We start from the raw sequence: 14731 nt of genomic DNA on the forward strand, positions 1-14731 counted from the left end.
GTTTTCGGCCTAGACGCGCATCGGCATCAGAACATAGATTGCCATACCGTCCTCGCTGTCACGCACAAGCGTCGGCGAGCCGGAATCGGCGAAGGCGAAGGTCGCCTCCGCGCCGTCGATCTGGCCGGTGATATCGAGCAGGTAGCGGGCATTGAAGCCGATCTCCAGCGGCGCACTGGAATAGGCGACCGACAATTCCTCGGTTGCGCTCCCCGAGTCCGGGTTGGTGACCGACAGGGTCAGCTTGCCTTCGTCGAGATTGAGTTTCACAGCGCGGGATTTTTCGGTCGAGATCGTCGAGACACGATCCACCGCCTCGGCAAACCGCTTGCCATCGACCTGCATCATCTTGTCGTTTCCGGCCGGAATGACACGGCCGTAATCGGGAAAGGTCCCGTCGATCAATTTGGAGGTCAGCACGATGCCGCCGAACTCGAAGCGGATCTTCGTTTCCGAAACGCCGACCGACAATGTGCCGGCATCGCCTTCCAGCAGTTTCTGCAGTTCGAGTACCGTCTTGCGGGGGACGATCACGCCGGGCATTCCGCTCGCGCCGTCAGGCAGATCGTGATCGACCTGGGCCAGGCGATGGCCATCCGTCGCCACAGCGCGCAGGGCCTTCTGCTTGCCGCTTTCGACCGCGTGGACATAAATGCCGTTGAGATAGTAGCGCGTCTCCTCCGTTGAGATCGCGAAGCGCGTCTTGTCGATCAGCCGGCGCATGGCCTCGGCCGGTATCTCGAAGCGATGCGGCAAAGAACCCGCCGCCATGGCCGGAAAATCTTCCTGCGGCAGCGACTGCAGCGCGAAACGCGAACGGCCCGCCGTCAGCTGCAGACGCCCTTCGTCGGCTCCGGTCGACAGCTCGACCTGCGCACCTTCCGGCAATTTGCGCACGATGTCGTAAAGTGTGTGGGCCGACGCCGTGGTCGCACCCGATTGCGCAACATCGGCGTCTATCGCCTCCACTACCTCAATGTCGAGATCGGTCGCCGTCAGGCTCAGCTGGCCATCGGCCGCCTTGATCAGGACATTGGAAAGAATGGGAATGGTGTTGCGGCGTTCGACAACCGACTGCACATGGTTGAGAGACTTGAGCAGCGCGCCCCGTTCGATCGTGATCTTCATGGTCTCTCTTCGGTCCCCCCGGTTGGGTTCGCTTGTGGCTTCAGCAGCATCGCGGATGGTGGACCGAAAGCTCCACCGTCCGTGCCTGGTACGGCATCATGCGGGTCTCTCCCCCCACCATCGGCGGTGTGTTCCGGAGTGTCCGGGGGCGCCGCCCGCGTCTCTTGGACGCGCCGTTTCCTCAAGGACCTCTCGCGAACAGGGGGTCGGATACGGCTGCCCCGGGATCGTCCGGATCAACGGAACCGGACACCGCGGCAGGCGCATTCCGGCGACAGCCGGAATTCCGCAGGAATTCGCGCTGAGAGTATATCAGATCGCTCGCACGATGCACGTTTTTCGGCGGATCTGGCGCCCCGCCGTCGGCCCCTCAAAGCCCTGATTCTCAAGGGGTTTCCGGGCGCCCTGCCGCAAGCCGCATCAGTTGGGTCCGTGACCGCCTTCGAGCATCCGGCGGAGCAGATCGACGTCCTCCTCAATGCCCGAATCGAGGTGGCAAAGTTCGTCGATCTTGCGGACCGCATGAATGACCGTCGTGTGGTCGCGGCCACCGAACTTGCGGCCGATCTCCGGCAGGGAGCGCGAGGTCAGCTGCTTGGCCAGATACATCGCTACCTGACGCGGACGGGCGACCGCCCGGGCACGGCGAGCCGAGAGCATGTCGGCCAGGCGCACGTTGTAATATTCGGCAACGCGGCGCTGGATTTCCTCGATCGTGATCTTGCGGTCGTTGGAACGCAGCAGGTCGCGCAGGACTTCCTGCGACATGTCGAGCGTGATCGGACGGCCCACGAAGGAGGCATAGGCCACAACTCGCTTCAAGGCCCCCTCAAGCTCGCGCACATTGGAAACAATACGATGTGCCAGAAATTCCAGAACCCCGGCAGGAATGGTCACCGGCCCGTTCTTCTGCATCATTTCCTCGGCCTTGGCCTGCAGAATCCCGAGACGCAACTCATAGTCCGTCGGGTGGATATCGGCGGCCAGACCCCAACCGAGACGGGAGCGAATGCGCTCCTCGATACCTTCGAGATCGGAAGGCGAACGGTCGGCTGAAATGATGACCTGGCGGTTATGATCGATCAACGCGTTGAAAGTGTGGAAGAACTCCTCCTGCGTCGAATCCTTGCCCGAGATGAATTGAACGTCGTCGATCATCAGGACGTCGACCGAACGGAACTGCTGCTTGAAGGCCATTGTGTCCTTGAAGCGCAGCGCGCGAACGAACTGGTACATGAACTTCTCGGCCGAGAGGTAAAGAACCTTGCGTTCCGGTTGCCGCGTACGAATCTCCCAGGCGATCGCGTGCATCAGATGCGTTTTGCCGAGCCCAACGCCGCCATAAAGGAAGAGCGGATTGAAGCTGACATCCGTCGCTTCGGCCACGCGGCGGGCCGCGGCATGCGCCAACTCGTTCGATTTGCCGACAACGAAGGCATCGAAGGTAAAGCGCGGATCGAGCGGGGCACCAACGCCGGCGTCTTCAAGACCTGCGGGAACCGCGCCCGTGACCGGCTGATTTTCAACCGGAACCGACGCCGGAACCGGACGCATGGTCCGTTCGGCATCGTCCGCGCCATTCGGCTTCGTCTCGCTTGCCGCGACCAGTATCTCGACACGCGCAAAATCGGCGTCTTCATCCGCCCAGAGCTTCGACAGGCGATCGGCATAATGCGAGACAATCCAGTTCCGGATGAACCGTGTCGGCACCGAAAGCATGACGCGACCGTCGCCCACGCCGATCAGATCGATCTGCTTGAACCAGCTGTTGAAAGTCGCCTCGCCCAGCTCGGCCTGCAGCCGGGCGCGCACGCGGCGCCACTGGTCATTGAGGCTCATGGTTGCCGCGCGCCTTTCGACCGGCGCTGCAGCCTCGTCGGCGACCCGCCGCGCATCCGGCCGGTGCAGGAACTTCTTTTCGGCGGAAGATGAACCCATGTCATTCTCGTTCACAAGCCTTGCCCCGTTCTCGTTCCGGCCCAAAAAGCGGCTCCGGATTGTATTTCGCGCTCGGGAATACTCGCCCCGACCCGCCGCCCCCCGACGTTCCCCAAGCTCAGGATTGAGACCAGGGAAGACCTGCCGCCTTCCAGCCGTTGCGCGCGCCGCGATGACGGGCACCGTCAAGGTCGCCCTCGAACCCACCGGCAATGTTGAAGCAACGGCCAAAACCGGCCGATGTCAGGGCAATCGCTGCCGCACGACTGCGCGCACCCGATCGGCACAGAAAGAACACCGGCATGTCGCCGGCACCGGACCCCAGGGTCGCCGACAGTTCGTCGGCAAACCGCGGGTTGCGCTCCATGGCCGGAAAAACCTGCCATTCCAGCAATATCGGCTCCTTGCCCAATCCCGACAGGTCGGGAAGGCCGACAAAGGACCATTCGGCCCGTGTGCGGACATCGACGAGCCTTGCACGGGGGTCGGCGCCAAGCACACGGAAGGCCTCTTCCGGCGTCACATCGCCCGCGTAGTCGTCCGGCCGCTTTCCGATCACTTCCGGCACAGTGTCCCCATCCGCCATGGCCGCCCCATCACTCTGCTGTCCGGCACCCGAACTCCGGACATACAACCTCGACGGGGCACCAACGGAACCGCCCCGGCTCGTCACTCAATTTATTTTGGATACTTGTTTTTGTTCAAAGGAGCAAACATCAATACTGTATTGCTTCGATTTTTATTACAAAAACACAGTATTGGTGGGCCCCTCTGAGGTTGTTAAACATACCGGCTGGTGACGGGTGAGGCAAGCGGAAGAATCGCATCCGTCAAAAAAAGTTCGCATGTGTGACGGCAGGCGCGCACGCAATATCGTGTGTCCATCGCAACGCAAACATACAGCCGCGCCGACAAGTGTTGGTGTGGTCCGAATTATTTTTTTCGCCGCGCGAATGTTTTGCAACGCACCCGTCCCGAAATGATGCGCGGTGCGCGCAAAGAAAAAGCCCGCCGATCATTCGATCGCGGGCTATCCTATTTTCGTCATTCGATGATGAGCGGCAGAAGACGCTGCCGCGCAAAGAATGCCTGTCAGGCAAGTGCTTTCACACGCTGCGCGAAACGCGAAACCTTGCGCGAAGCCGTGTTCTTGTGAATGACACCCTTTTGCGCCGCGCGCATGATCTCGGGCTGCGCGGCGCGAAGCGCGACTTCCGCCGCCTTCTTGTCGCCGCTTGCCAGCGCTTCCTCGACCTTGCGGACGAAGGTCCGCATGCGGCTGCGCCGGTCCTTGTTGACCGCGGTGCGCGCTGCGATCTTGCGGATTGCTTTCTTTGCGGACGTTGTATTCGCCATCGATCTTCGGACCTTGTGTCTCGCCCGGTCCAAGCCGGACCCGCGGAAATGCCGTTCAAGAATAGGCGGCCAGCCGAAGGCAAAGACGGTCTGGTGCCCTGAAAGCGGGGGTTATACGCGGCTGCCCCCCTTTCGTCAACAGGCCAAAACCCGGCGAAAACGCTGCAAATCCGGCCTTTTTCAACGGTTTCGGAACTGCGGCTGGCGCTTCTCGACAAAGGCGGCCATGCCTTCGGTCTGGTCGTCGGTCGCAAACATCGAATGGAACAGCCGGCGCTCGAAACGGACGCCTTCGGTCAGCGTCGTCTCATAGGCCCGATTGACGCTTTCCTTGGTCATCATCGCGATCGGCAACGACATGGCAGCAACGCTCGCCGCCGCCTTCAGCGCCTCGTCGAGAAGGTCATCCGCGGCGACAACCCGGCTGACCAAACCGGCGCGCTCGGCTTCTTCCGCGTCCATCATGCGGCCGGTCAGACACATTTCCATGGCCTTCGACTTGCCGACAAAACGGGTCAGGCGCTGGGTGCCGCCCGCCCCCGGCATGACGCCGAGCTTGATTTCGGGCTGACCGAATTTGGCGGTGTCGGCCGCGATGATGAAGTCGCACATCATGGCGAGTTCGCATCCGCCCCCCAGCGCGTAGCCCGCGACCGCGGCAATGACCGGTTTGCGACAGCGCGTCACGCGCTCCCAGTTGGCCGTGATGAAGTCTTCCCTGTAGACATCCATATAGGATTTCGGCTGCATCTCCTTGATGTCGGCGCCAGCCGCAAATGCCTTCGGCGAGCCGGTGAGGACAATGCAGTGAATGCCGTCGTCGGCCTCCCAGTCGTCCAGCGCCAGGGTCAGTTCATCCATCAGCGCCTTGTTGAGCGCATTCAATGCATCCGGACGGTTCAGCGTGATCAGGCCGACCGCGCCTTTCTTTTCGACCAGGATGTTTTGATAGGCCATTGATTTCTCCTGTCAGAGGTACTCGTTTGCTGCAACGACGGAAGGCCACATTCATTCGGGCGTGATCGAAAATCGCACTTCCGTTCGCGCAATCGCGCCACTCGAAAGGGATACGATCTGGATTTCGAGTTTCTCGCCCTCGCGCCGGAAAAGCAGCAGTCCGCCGATCAATTCCAGTTCCTTAATGCGCGCCCAGCCGAGCTGCGGCAGCGTTTCCACATAAAAAGCACGCACATTGGCGGGCGCGACATCGCCGCGCGCCACGGCGCGAACAATGCGGCCGGTCGGCTTGTCGAAGACAATGCCGCCATCACCGGTTTCACTCAGGCCATCCATCAACGGCATATCCTCGACCTTGTCGAGATAGCCGCCGGCCGCGAATGCTGCCGCCGTCGCCGCACAAAACAGCAGCAGCGCGGCGAAACCGGCGTGAAGCAGGGTGACGGGTCTCGTCATATGGGTCTTCACCTCTGGCAGGATGAACAGAAAAAGGTCGAACGGCCCGATTGCACGATGCGGTTCACGGTACCGCCGCAACCGGGCTTTGAACAAGCATTGCCTTCGCGATCGTAAACAGCGAAGGAATGCTGAAAATAGCCCAGCGCCCCATCGGTATGCGCGTAATCGCGCAGGGTCGAGCCCCCGGCAACAATGGCTTCTTCCAGAACGCAGCGGATCGCTGCGGCAAGCCGTGTCGAACGCAAGGGAGTCGCGACGGTCGCCGCCATGCGCCGGGGCGAGAGCCCGGCGCGGAACAGCGCCTCGCAGACATAGATATTGCCAAGGCCTGCGACCGTGCGCTGGTCGAGCAGCGCTGCCTTGATCGGCGTGCGGCGCCCCGCAAGGCGTTCGGCCAGTACCGGCCCGGAGAATGCATTTCCAAGCGGCTCGGGGCCCATCCCGGCAAAATGCCGCGACGCGTCCAGCGACGCCTCGGGGACCAGGTCCATGAAGCCGAAACGGCGATGATCGGCATAGACGATGCGGGTTCCGTCCTCCATATCGAAGACGACATGGTCGTGGCGCTCTGTCCCGGGCATTCCATGATGAAAATGGCCCGGCGCCATCGGTCCGTCCGGCCCGTGAATGGTGAACCGGCCCGACATGCCGAGATGCATGATCAAAACCTCTTCAGGCGCCGTCGCTGTCGCATCGAGACAGACAAGGATGTACTTGGCGCGACGCTCGAGACGGGAGACGCGCCGGCCGGTCAGGCGTCGGGCGAACCCCTTCGGAAAGGGAAAACGCAGGTCCGGTCGGCGCAAGGTCACATGCGCGAAGCGGCGACCCTCAAGTGCCGGGACGAGGCCACGGCGGACGGTTTCGACTTCAGGGAGTTCGGGCATGGCGGCCTTCAACGCTCGCGGCACAGGCGGGGGATCAAAGTAGCGCCCCCGGCGACGGCGCGCTATGGTCCGGCGCATGAGCGCAGACACAAAAAAGCGGACAGAGACGGATACGACCCGAGCCTCGGAGAGCGAGACGCATTTCGGCTTCCGGACCGTTCGCGAGGGCGAGAAGGCAAAGCTCGTTCACGAGGTCTTCGAGCAGGTCGCCGAGCGCTACGACCTGATGAACGATCTGATGTCGGGCGGGCTTCATCGCGCCTGGAAGCAGGCGATGATCGACTGGCTCAACCCGCCGCGCAGCGCGCGGCCCTTTCATCTGATCGATGTTGCCGGCGGTACCGGCGATATTGCCTTTCGTTTTCTCGACCGTGCGGGCGCCGGCGCGCAAGTGACCGTCTGCGACATCAACGAACACATGCTCGGTGTCGGCCAGGACCGCGCCGAAGCGAAGGCCTGTGAGGGCCGCATCGAATTTGCGTGCGGCGACGCCGAGCGGTTGCCCTTTCCCGACCGTTCGTTCGATGCCTATACGATTGCCTTCGGCATTCGCAATGTGACGCATATCGAACAGGCGCTGGCCGACGCCTGGCGCGTGCTGAAACCCGGCGGACGGTTTCTCTGCCTCGAATTCTCGCATGTCGCCGTGCCGGGACTTGAAGACATCTACAATGCCTATTCGTTTGCCGCGATCCCGCGCATGGGCGAATGGGTGACCGGCGACGGCGCACCCTATCAATATCTCGTCGAGAGCATCCGGCGCTTTCCCGAGCAGGAAACCTTCAAGCAGATGATTGCCGCCGCCGGCTTCGGCAATACGAGCTACCGCAACCTCACTGGCGGCGTGGCGGCGCTGCATTCCGGCTGGCGCCTCTGACGATGCTGCGCGCATTCCGTTCCATCGGCCGATTGACCCGTGCGGCGCGCATTCTGGGCCGTCACGATGCCTTGATGCCGCTCGAATTGCGGGCGGAGATGCCGCCCCTGGTGCTGGCGCTTCTGCCGCTTGCCAAGATCCGCTTCCCCTGGGAAGCGCCGCCGCAGGAGATCGCCAGCAGCGCGGGCGAGCGCCTTGCGACGGCACTGGCGGCGCTCGGGCCTTCGTATATCAAGCTCGGGCAGTTCCTGGCGACACGTCCCGATATCATCGGCGCCGAGCTCGCGCAGGACCTGACATCGCTGCAGGACAAGCTGCCGCCCTTCTCAATGGCCGAAGCCCGCGCCATCGTCGAAGAAGGAATCGGCAAGCCAGTCGAGCAATTGTTCAGTGTCTTCAGCGAGCCGATCGCGGCCGCGTCGATTGCGCAGGTCCATCGCGCCCGGACACTGCCAGCGGACGCGCAGACGGAAGGCCGCGATGTGGCGGTCAAGGTGCTGAGACCCGGTATCGAGACGCGATTTGCGGCCGATCTCGACAGTTTTTTCTGGGTGGCCGAAACGGTCGAGCGCTTCCATGCGCCGGCGCGCCGCCTGCGGCCAGTCGAGATCGTGCAGACGCTGGCCGACAGCGTGAAACTCGAAATGGATCTTCGCCTCGAAGCCGCGGCCATGTCGGAAATGGCCGAAAACACCGCCAAGGAGACGGGATTTCGCGTACCGCAGATCGATTGGGAGCTGACCGCCCGACGCGTGATGACCATGGAATGGATCGACGGCATCGCCGCCTCCGACCGCGCCGCGCTCGTCGCCGCCGGGCATGACATGAAACGGCTCGGGCAGCAGGTGATCCAGTCCTTCCTCACGCATGCGCTGCGCGACGGGTTTTTCCATGCCGACATGCATCAGGGCAATCTGTTCGTCGATGCGGATGGCGGGCTCGTCGCCGTCGATTTCGGCATCATGGGGCGGATCGACACGGAGGAGCGGCGTTTTCTCGCCGAAATTCTCTATGGCTTCATCTCCCGCGATTACACGCGCGTTGCCGAAGTCCATTTCGAAGCCGGCTATGTGCCGAATTCGAAGAGCATTCACGCTTTTGCCCAGGCGCTGCGCTCGATCGGCGAGCCGATTTTCGGACGTTCGGCGCGCGAGGTATCGATGGGAAAGCTACTGTCGCAACTCTTCCAGGTGACCGACCAGTTCGACATGAAGACGCGGCCGGAACTGATCCTGCTGCAGAAGACGATGGTTGTCGTCGAAGGCGTCGCCCGGCATTTCGACCCCGATCACAATATCTGGGAAAGCGCAGAGCCGGTGCTGAAAGCCTGGATGATCGAGCGCATGGCACCCGAGACGCGCATCGAGGAGGCGGCCGCCGGCGCCTTGCAGCTTGGCCGCATGATGAGCCATCTGCCCGATGTCCTCGACCGCGCCGAACGCACCGCGCGCCTGCTTGCCGACAGCGTCGACGAGGAAGGCGTGCGCATTCATCCGACATCCGCCGACGCCATCGCCCGGGCTCAGGATCGGCAGGCCGGGCCCGGACGGCCGCTTCTCTGGCTGGCGCTTGGTGCCCTTGGGGCCCTTCTCGTCGCCAACCTCTTGTAAACAATATATCTTTTTTGAAGATTTCCTTTCTTTCTCCGTCGGCGGATTTGATCTACAAATCCTTGGCGTGAATAATTATATTTTCACGTACAGCACAGCAGAACCTCCCGGGAGGCATTCTGACTGCGGCGCCGACGAATGGAGAGGGACTTGGCCGAGGGCGTATTGAGCGGACGGCGCGTGCTGCTGATCATCGGCGGCGGCATCGCGGCTTATAAGAGCCTCGAGTTGATCCGGCGGCTGAAGGAGCGCGGCGCCTCGGTGCGCGCGATCATGACGAAAGCCGCGCATCAATTCGTGACACCGCTGTCGGTCTCGAGCCTCAGCGGCGACAAGGTCTATACCGATCTCTTCGATCTGACCGACGAAGCCGAAATGGGCCATATCGAGTTGTCGCGCGATGCGGACCTTCTCGTGGTCGCGCCGGCGACCGCCGACCTGATGGCGAAGATGGCCAGCGGCCTCGCCAACGATCTGGCCAGCACCGCGCTGCTCGCGACCGACAAGAAAGTGCTGATCGCACCCGCGATGAATGTGCGCATGTGGACGCACCGCGCGACGCAACGCAATCTCGAGACGCTGCTTGCCGACGGCGTCGATGTCGTCGGCCCCAATCAGGGCGACATGGCCTGCGGCGAATACGGGCCCGGCCGCATGGCAGAGCCCGCCGAAATTCTGGCCGCCATCGAAGCACATTTTGCCGAACTCGCCTTTCCGGGCGGCGGGCCGCTGAAAGGCAAGCGCATCCTGATCACGTCGGGGCCGACGCATGAGCCGATCGATCCGGTGCGCTATCTCGCCAACCGCTCCTCGGGCAAGCAGGGTTATGCGATCGCGCAGGCGGTGGCGCGGCTCGGCGCCGAGACGGTACTGGTTTCGGGTCCGACCAACCTGCCCTCCCCGCCCGGCGTCACCGTCAAGCGCGTCGAGACCGCGCGCGAGATGCTGTCGGCCTGCGAGGCGGCGCTGCCAGCCGATATCGCGATCTGCGCCGCCGCCGTCGCCGACTGGCGGGTGGCCAGCGACGCCGAACAGAAACTCAAGAAGCAGCCGGGCGAGCAGGCGCCGGCCCTGATGCTGGTCGAGAATCCCGACATTCTTGCCACGCTGTCGCAATTGACCGCCAACCGGCCGCTGCTCGTCATCGGCTTTGCCGCGGAAACCGAAAAGGTGATCGCGCATGCCGTCGCCAAGCGGCAGCGCAAGGGCTGCGACTGGATCGTCGCCAACGACGTCTCGCCGGCAACCGGTGTAATGGGCGGCGATCTCAACACCGTGCATCTGATCACGCGCGAAGGACAGGAGGACTGGCCGCTGCTGCCCAAGCAGGCCGTCGCCGAACGTCTCGCGCGGCGTATCGCCGATCATTTCTCATCTGCAAAGGCCGCCGAATGACGCTCACGATCGATGTCCGCGTGCAACGCTTGCCGCATGCACAAGGGTTGCCCCTGCCGCGCTATGAAACGGGCGGCGCGGCCGGCATGGATCTCATTGCGGCCCTGCCCGAGGATATGCCGCTGACGCTGGCGCCCGGCGCGCGCGCGCTGGTGCCGACCGGACTGGCAATCGCGCTGCCACAGGGTTTCGAGGCGCAGGTCCGGCCTCGCTCGGGACTCGCCGCCAAGAACGGTGTCACGGTTCTCAATTCGCCCGGCACGGTCGATTGCGATTATCGCGGCGAAGTGAAGGTCATCCTTATCAATCACGGCGCCGAGGCGTTCCTGATCGAACGCGGCACACGGGTGGCGCAGATGGTTGTGGCACCGGTGACCCGGGCGGCGCTCCATGAAGTCGAGACGCTCGACGAAACGGGGCGCGGGCAGGGCGGTTTCGGATCGACCGGTACATCGGGCATTGCAGGAAAATAGCGGGGACGAGGGTCGATGCTGAGACTTTCCAAGAAAACCTGGCTGGCGCTCGAAGCGGTGGTCGATGTCGCGATCAATGCGCGGCCCGATCCCGTGCAGTCCAAGGAAATCACCAAGCGGCAGGGAATCCCGCAGCGCTATCTCGAACAGGTGATGCAGCAGCTGGTACATGCGGGCATCCTGAAGGGCGTGCGCGGGCCGCGCGGCGGCTATACGCTGGCACGCGAGCGGCGGCGGATCGCGGTCGGCGAAGTGGTGCGCGTGGTCGGGGCGATGGAAGCCTCCGACGAACCCACCAGCAGCGGCCCTTCGGAACTCGGCGAACGCGTGATCGCGCCGCTCTGGGAAGAGGTGCAACGCGAGCTGATGACGAAGCTCGACGGCATTACGGTGGAGGATCTCTGCCAGAAGGCAGACGAGGCCGGCGTCGGCACATCGAAGCCGACAGCCGATTTCACGATCTGATAGGCTCCCCTGTCGGGGCGCACGGAAACGATTGAGCAGAGGCCCGGGAGGCCAGCATGAGCGAAAGCAGCAAGAAGCCCGGACGCGGACGCGTCTATGACAGCATCACCGAGACCATCGGCGACACGCCGCTGGTGCGCATCAAACGCATGGCGGGAGAAGCCGGCGTCGTTGCCGACATCCTGCTGAAGCTCGAATTCTTCAATCCGCTGTCGAGCGTCAAGGACCGCATCGGCGTGTCGATGATCGAGGCGCTGGAACGCCAGGGCAAGATCGCCGAGAACACGGTCATCATCGAACCGACATCGGGCAATACGGGCATCGCGCTTGCCTTTGTCTGCGCGGCCAAGGGCTACAAGCTCATTCTCTGCATGCCGGAAAGCATGTCGCTCGAACGGCGCAAGATGCTGGCGCTGCTGGGCGCGCAGCTCGAACTGACGCCGAAGGAAAAAGGCATGAAGGGCGCCATCGCACGCGCCGAGGAACTGCTGACGCAGCATCCGAATTCGGTGATGCCGCAGCAGTTCGACAATCCGGCCAATCCGGAGATTCACCGCAAGACGACGGCAGAGGAAATCTGGAACGACACCGACGGCAAGGTCGACGTCGTGATTTCGGGCATCGGCACGGCCGGGACCTTTACCGGCGTCGGTTCGGTGTTGAAGGCGCGCAAGCCCAGCGTGCGAATGATCGCGGTCGAACCGGAAGACAGTCCCGTGCTGTCGGGCGGGCAGCCGGGACCGCATATGATACAAGGCATCGGTGCCGGCTTTGCGCCGGGCAATCTCGACAAGACGCTGATCGATGAAGTCGTCACCATCGGCAATGCGACGGCGTTCGAACATGCGCGCAAGGTCGCCCGGATGGAAGGCATCGCCTGCGGCATTTCCTCCGGCGCCGCAATCGCCGTGGCGCTCGAAGTCGGCGCACGGCCGGAGATGAAGGGCAAGACGATCGTCGTGATCATCCCGTCCTTTGCCGAACGCTATTTGTCGACGGCGCTGTTCGACGGGCTCTGAGGCACAACGAGATCGGCCGGCGCGCCCGGGCCGCGCTCGACGGCAACGTCGCGCGGACCGACCGGTTCGCCACATTCCGAACAGGCCGGCACGGCCTGCATGACATGGCCGCAGGTCTTGTGACGACGCAGCAGCGGCGGCCCGTCCTTGCCGGACATGTATCTGTCGCCCCAGTCGAGCAGCGTCACCAGCACCGGATAAAGTGCCAGCCCCTTTTCGGTGAGGCGATATTCCTCGCGGCGCGGGCGTTCCTGATAGGGTGTTTTTTCGAGGACACCGGCATCGGTCAGCTTCTTCAGGCGATCGGCCAGGACATGGCGAGCGATGCCGAGACGCTGTTCGAATTCCTCGAAACGCCGTATGCGGAGGAAGCATTCGCGCAGCACCATCAGCGTCCAGCGGTCGCCGACGACCGAGAGCGCACGGGCGAGCGAGCAGGGTTCGCGATCGAGTTCTTCCCAGCGCATCGGGCCTCCTTTGTGCGCAGTATAGCTTGACAAGTTCCTTTTCGGAACCCAATCTGACATTACCGTTCCGAAACGGAACTGATGATTGTGACAGTGATTGTGACAGTGCATACCCCCCCTCTGTCACGCAACTGTCATAAAACTGTCACAAATGATTTTGTGTACCCCTCGCGAGGGGTCGGCGATCACCGACGGAGGCATGATTATGGGAAGCCAAAAGGCCGTTCTGGTCATCGGGGCGGGTGACGCGACCGGCGGGGCGGTCGCCCGGCGCTTCGCGCGCGAGGGCTATGTCGCCTGCGTGACGCGGCGCGATGCCGAAAAGTTGGTTCCGCTGACCACCCGGATCGCGGCGGATGGCGGCCAGGCGCGCGGCTTCGGTTCTGACGCGCGCGACGAAAGTCAGGTCACGGAGCTTTTCGCCACCATCGAGCGCGAGGTCGGGCCGGTCGAGGTCATGGTCTTCAATATCGGCGCCAATGTGAATTTCCCGATCCGCGAGATGACCGAGCGCGTCTATCGCAAGGTCTGGGAGATGGCGGCGCTGGCCGGCTTCCTTGCGGGGCGCGAGGCGGCGCGCGTGATGGTGCCGCGCGGGCGCGGCACCATCATCTTCACCGGCGCGACGGCCAGCCTGCGCGGCGGCAAGGGCTTTGCCGCCTTTGCCGGCGCCAAATTCGCACTGCGGGCGCTGGCCCAGAGCATGGCGCGCGAACTCGGGCCCCAAGGCATCCATGTCGCCCATCCGATCATCGACGGTGCCATCGACACGGCCTTCATCCGCGACAATTTTCCCGAGCGCTACAAGCTCAAGGAGCAGGACGGGATCCTCAACCCCGACGATATTGCCGAAGCCTATTGGCAGCTCCATTGCCAGCCGCGCAGCGCCTGGACGCATGAACTCGACCTGCGGCCGTGGATCGAAAAATTCTGAACCGGAAACAGAGGGAATGCGCGGATGAGCAAGAGGATTGAATTTCTTTTCGATTTCGGAAGCCCCAACGCCTATCTCGCCGGGAAGGCGCTGCCGGCCATCGAGCAACGGACAGGTGCGAAATTCGACTATGTGCCGGTGCTGCTGGGCGGCATCTTCAAGGCGACCGGCAATGTGTCGCCGGTGATCGCCAATCAGGGGATCAAGAACAAGGGCGAATACCAGTTCCTCGAGATCGAGCGCTTCATCAAGAAGCACGGATTGACGAAGTTCCAGTTCAATTCGCATTTCCCGGTCAACACGCTGCAGATCATGCGCGGCGCGATTGCCGCACAGCTCGACGGCCTGTTGCCGAAATATTTCGAGGTGGTCGCGGCGGCGATGTGGGAGCAATCGCTGAAGATGGACGATCCGGACGTCATCAAGGCGGCGCTCGATGCGGGCGGGATCGACGGAGCGCATATTCTGGCGCGCATCCAGGAGGCGGATGTGAAGGCGAAGCTGATCGCCAACACCGAAGACGCGGTCAACCGCGGTGCCTTCGGCATCCCGACCTTCTTTGTCGATGGCGAGATCTATTTCGGCAAGGACCGCTTGCGCGAAGTGGAAGAGGCGATAGTGGGTAGCTGAAGAGGGACCCGCGACGACTGTGTGCGACGCAAGCGCTGCGCCCCCGCCCCAAACGGCTTTCAGCCGTTTGACCCTCCCCTCAGGGATTCCTCTGCAAAAGAGAGTGGCATTTGGATTGTAGTGATGATTCCCTGTT

Annotated in this window: 16 protein-coding genes; 8 read left to right on the top strand and 8 right to left on the bottom strand. The window is 62.9% G+C overall.

Features of this window, described 5'->3' with window-relative positions:
• Positions 1-9 precede the first annotated feature (9 nt).
• From dnaN to mutM, 7 genes are all read right to left on the bottom strand, one after another.
• On the bottom strand, positions 10-1128 hold the full coding sequence (gene dnaN / locus AAC071_RS12245) for a DNA polymerase III subunit beta (protein WP_339832899.1): 1119 nt from the start codon (positions 1126-1128) through the stop codon (positions 10-12).
• Positions 1129-1548: 420 nt separating this feature from the next.
• Complete coding sequence (dnaA, locus tag AAC071_RS12250; RefSeq protein WP_339832916.1) at positions 1549-2967, bottom strand: chromosomal replication initiator protein DnaA; 1419 nt, start codon at positions 2965-2967, stop codon at positions 1549-1551.
• Between the two features lie 217 nt (positions 2968-3184).
• Complete coding sequence (locus AAC071_RS12255) at positions 3185-3652, bottom strand: rhodanese-like domain-containing protein (RefSeq protein ID WP_339832900.1); 468 nt, start codon at positions 3650-3652, stop codon at positions 3185-3187.
• Between the two features lie 506 nt (positions 3653-4158).
• Entirely contained in the window at positions 4159-4422 is a 264-nt protein-coding gene (rpsT, locus tag AAC071_RS12260; protein ID WP_339832901.1) for a 30S ribosomal protein S20, read from the bottom strand.
• Between the two features lie 180 nt (positions 4423-4602).
• Complete coding sequence (locus tag AAC071_RS12265) at positions 4603-5379, bottom strand: enoyl-CoA hydratase (RefSeq protein WP_339832902.1); 777 nt, start codon at positions 5377-5379, stop codon at positions 4603-4605.
• Between the two features lie 51 nt (positions 5380-5430).
• Entirely contained in the window at positions 5431-5835 is a 405-nt protein-coding gene (locus tag AAC071_RS12270) for a hypothetical protein (protein WP_339832903.1), read from the bottom strand.
• An 8-nt stretch (positions 5836-5843) separates the two neighbouring features.
• Positions 5844-6725 (bottom strand): bifunctional DNA-formamidopyrimidine glycosylase/DNA-(apurinic or apyrimidinic site) lyase, encoded by an 882-nt coding sequence (mutM, locus tag AAC071_RS12275; protein WP_339832904.1) that lies wholly within the window; start codon positions 6723-6725, stop codon positions 5844-5846.
• A 76-nt stretch (positions 6726-6801) separates the two neighbouring features.
• Here mutM and ubiE point away from each other — a divergent pair, with 76 nt between their 5' ends.
• The 6 genes from ubiE to cysK all read left to right on the top strand — a co-directional run bounded on the left by ubiE (position 6802) and on the right by cysK (position 12564).
• Positions 6802-7602, top strand: a complete 801-nt coding sequence (gene ubiE / locus AAC071_RS12280) for a bifunctional demethylmenaquinone methyltransferase/2-methoxy-6-polyprenyl-1,4-benzoquinol methylase UbiE (RefSeq protein ID WP_339832905.1) — start codon at positions 6802-6804, stop codon at positions 7600-7602.
• 2 nt (positions 7603-7604) lie between these two features.
• Positions 7605-9212, top strand: coding sequence for a 2-polyprenylphenol 6-hydroxylase (gene ubiB, locus AAC071_RS12285; protein ID WP_339832906.1), 1608 nt, complete (start codon positions 7605-7607; stop codon positions 9210-9212).
• Positions 9213-9350: 138 nt separating this feature from the next.
• Positions 9351-10607, top strand: coding sequence for a bifunctional phosphopantothenoylcysteine decarboxylase/phosphopantothenate--cysteine ligase CoaBC (gene coaBC / locus AAC071_RS12290; RefSeq protein ID WP_339832907.1), 1257 nt, complete (start codon positions 9351-9353; stop codon positions 10605-10607).
• Entirely contained in the window at positions 10604-11080 is a 477-nt protein-coding gene (gene dut / locus AAC071_RS12295) for a dUTP diphosphatase (protein ID WP_339832908.1), read from the top strand. The genes coaBC and dut overlap by 4 nt, the downstream gene beginning before the upstream one ends.
• Positions 11081-11095: 15 nt before the next feature.
• Positions 11096-11545, top strand: coding sequence for an Rrf2 family transcriptional regulator (locus tag AAC071_RS12300; protein WP_339832909.1), 450 nt, complete (start codon positions 11096-11098; stop codon positions 11543-11545).
• 56 nt (positions 11546-11601) lie between these two features.
• Positions 11602-12564, top strand: a complete 963-nt coding sequence (cysK, locus tag AAC071_RS12305; RefSeq protein ID WP_339832910.1) for a cysteine synthase A — start codon at positions 11602-11604, stop codon at positions 12562-12564.
• Here the strand turns inward: cysK and AAC071_RS12310 are convergent.
• Positions 12531-13031, bottom strand: coding sequence for a helix-turn-helix domain-containing protein (locus AAC071_RS12310; RefSeq protein ID WP_339832911.1), 501 nt, complete (start codon positions 13029-13031; stop codon positions 12531-12533). The two genes, cysK and AAC071_RS12310, sit on opposite strands and share 34 nt — an antisense overlap.
• Before the next feature lie 205 nt (positions 13032-13236).
• On the opposite strand from AAC071_RS12310, the gene AAC071_RS12315 reads away from it, so the two are divergent.
• On the top strand, positions 13237-13965 hold the full coding sequence (locus AAC071_RS12315; RefSeq protein WP_339832912.1) for an SDR family oxidoreductase: 729 nt from the start codon (positions 13237-13239) through the stop codon (positions 13963-13965).
• Positions 13966-13989: 24 nt separating this feature from the next.
• Complete coding sequence (locus AAC071_RS12320) at positions 13990-14595, top strand: 2-hydroxychromene-2-carboxylate isomerase (protein WP_339832913.1); 606 nt, start codon at positions 13990-13992, stop codon at positions 14593-14595.
• Positions 14596-14731: the final 136 nt, after the last annotated feature.

This window comes from uncultured Parvibaculum sp., assembly GCF_963975745.1.
Lineage (GTDB): Bacteria > Pseudomonadota > Alphaproteobacteria > Parvibaculales > Parvibaculaceae > Parvibaculum.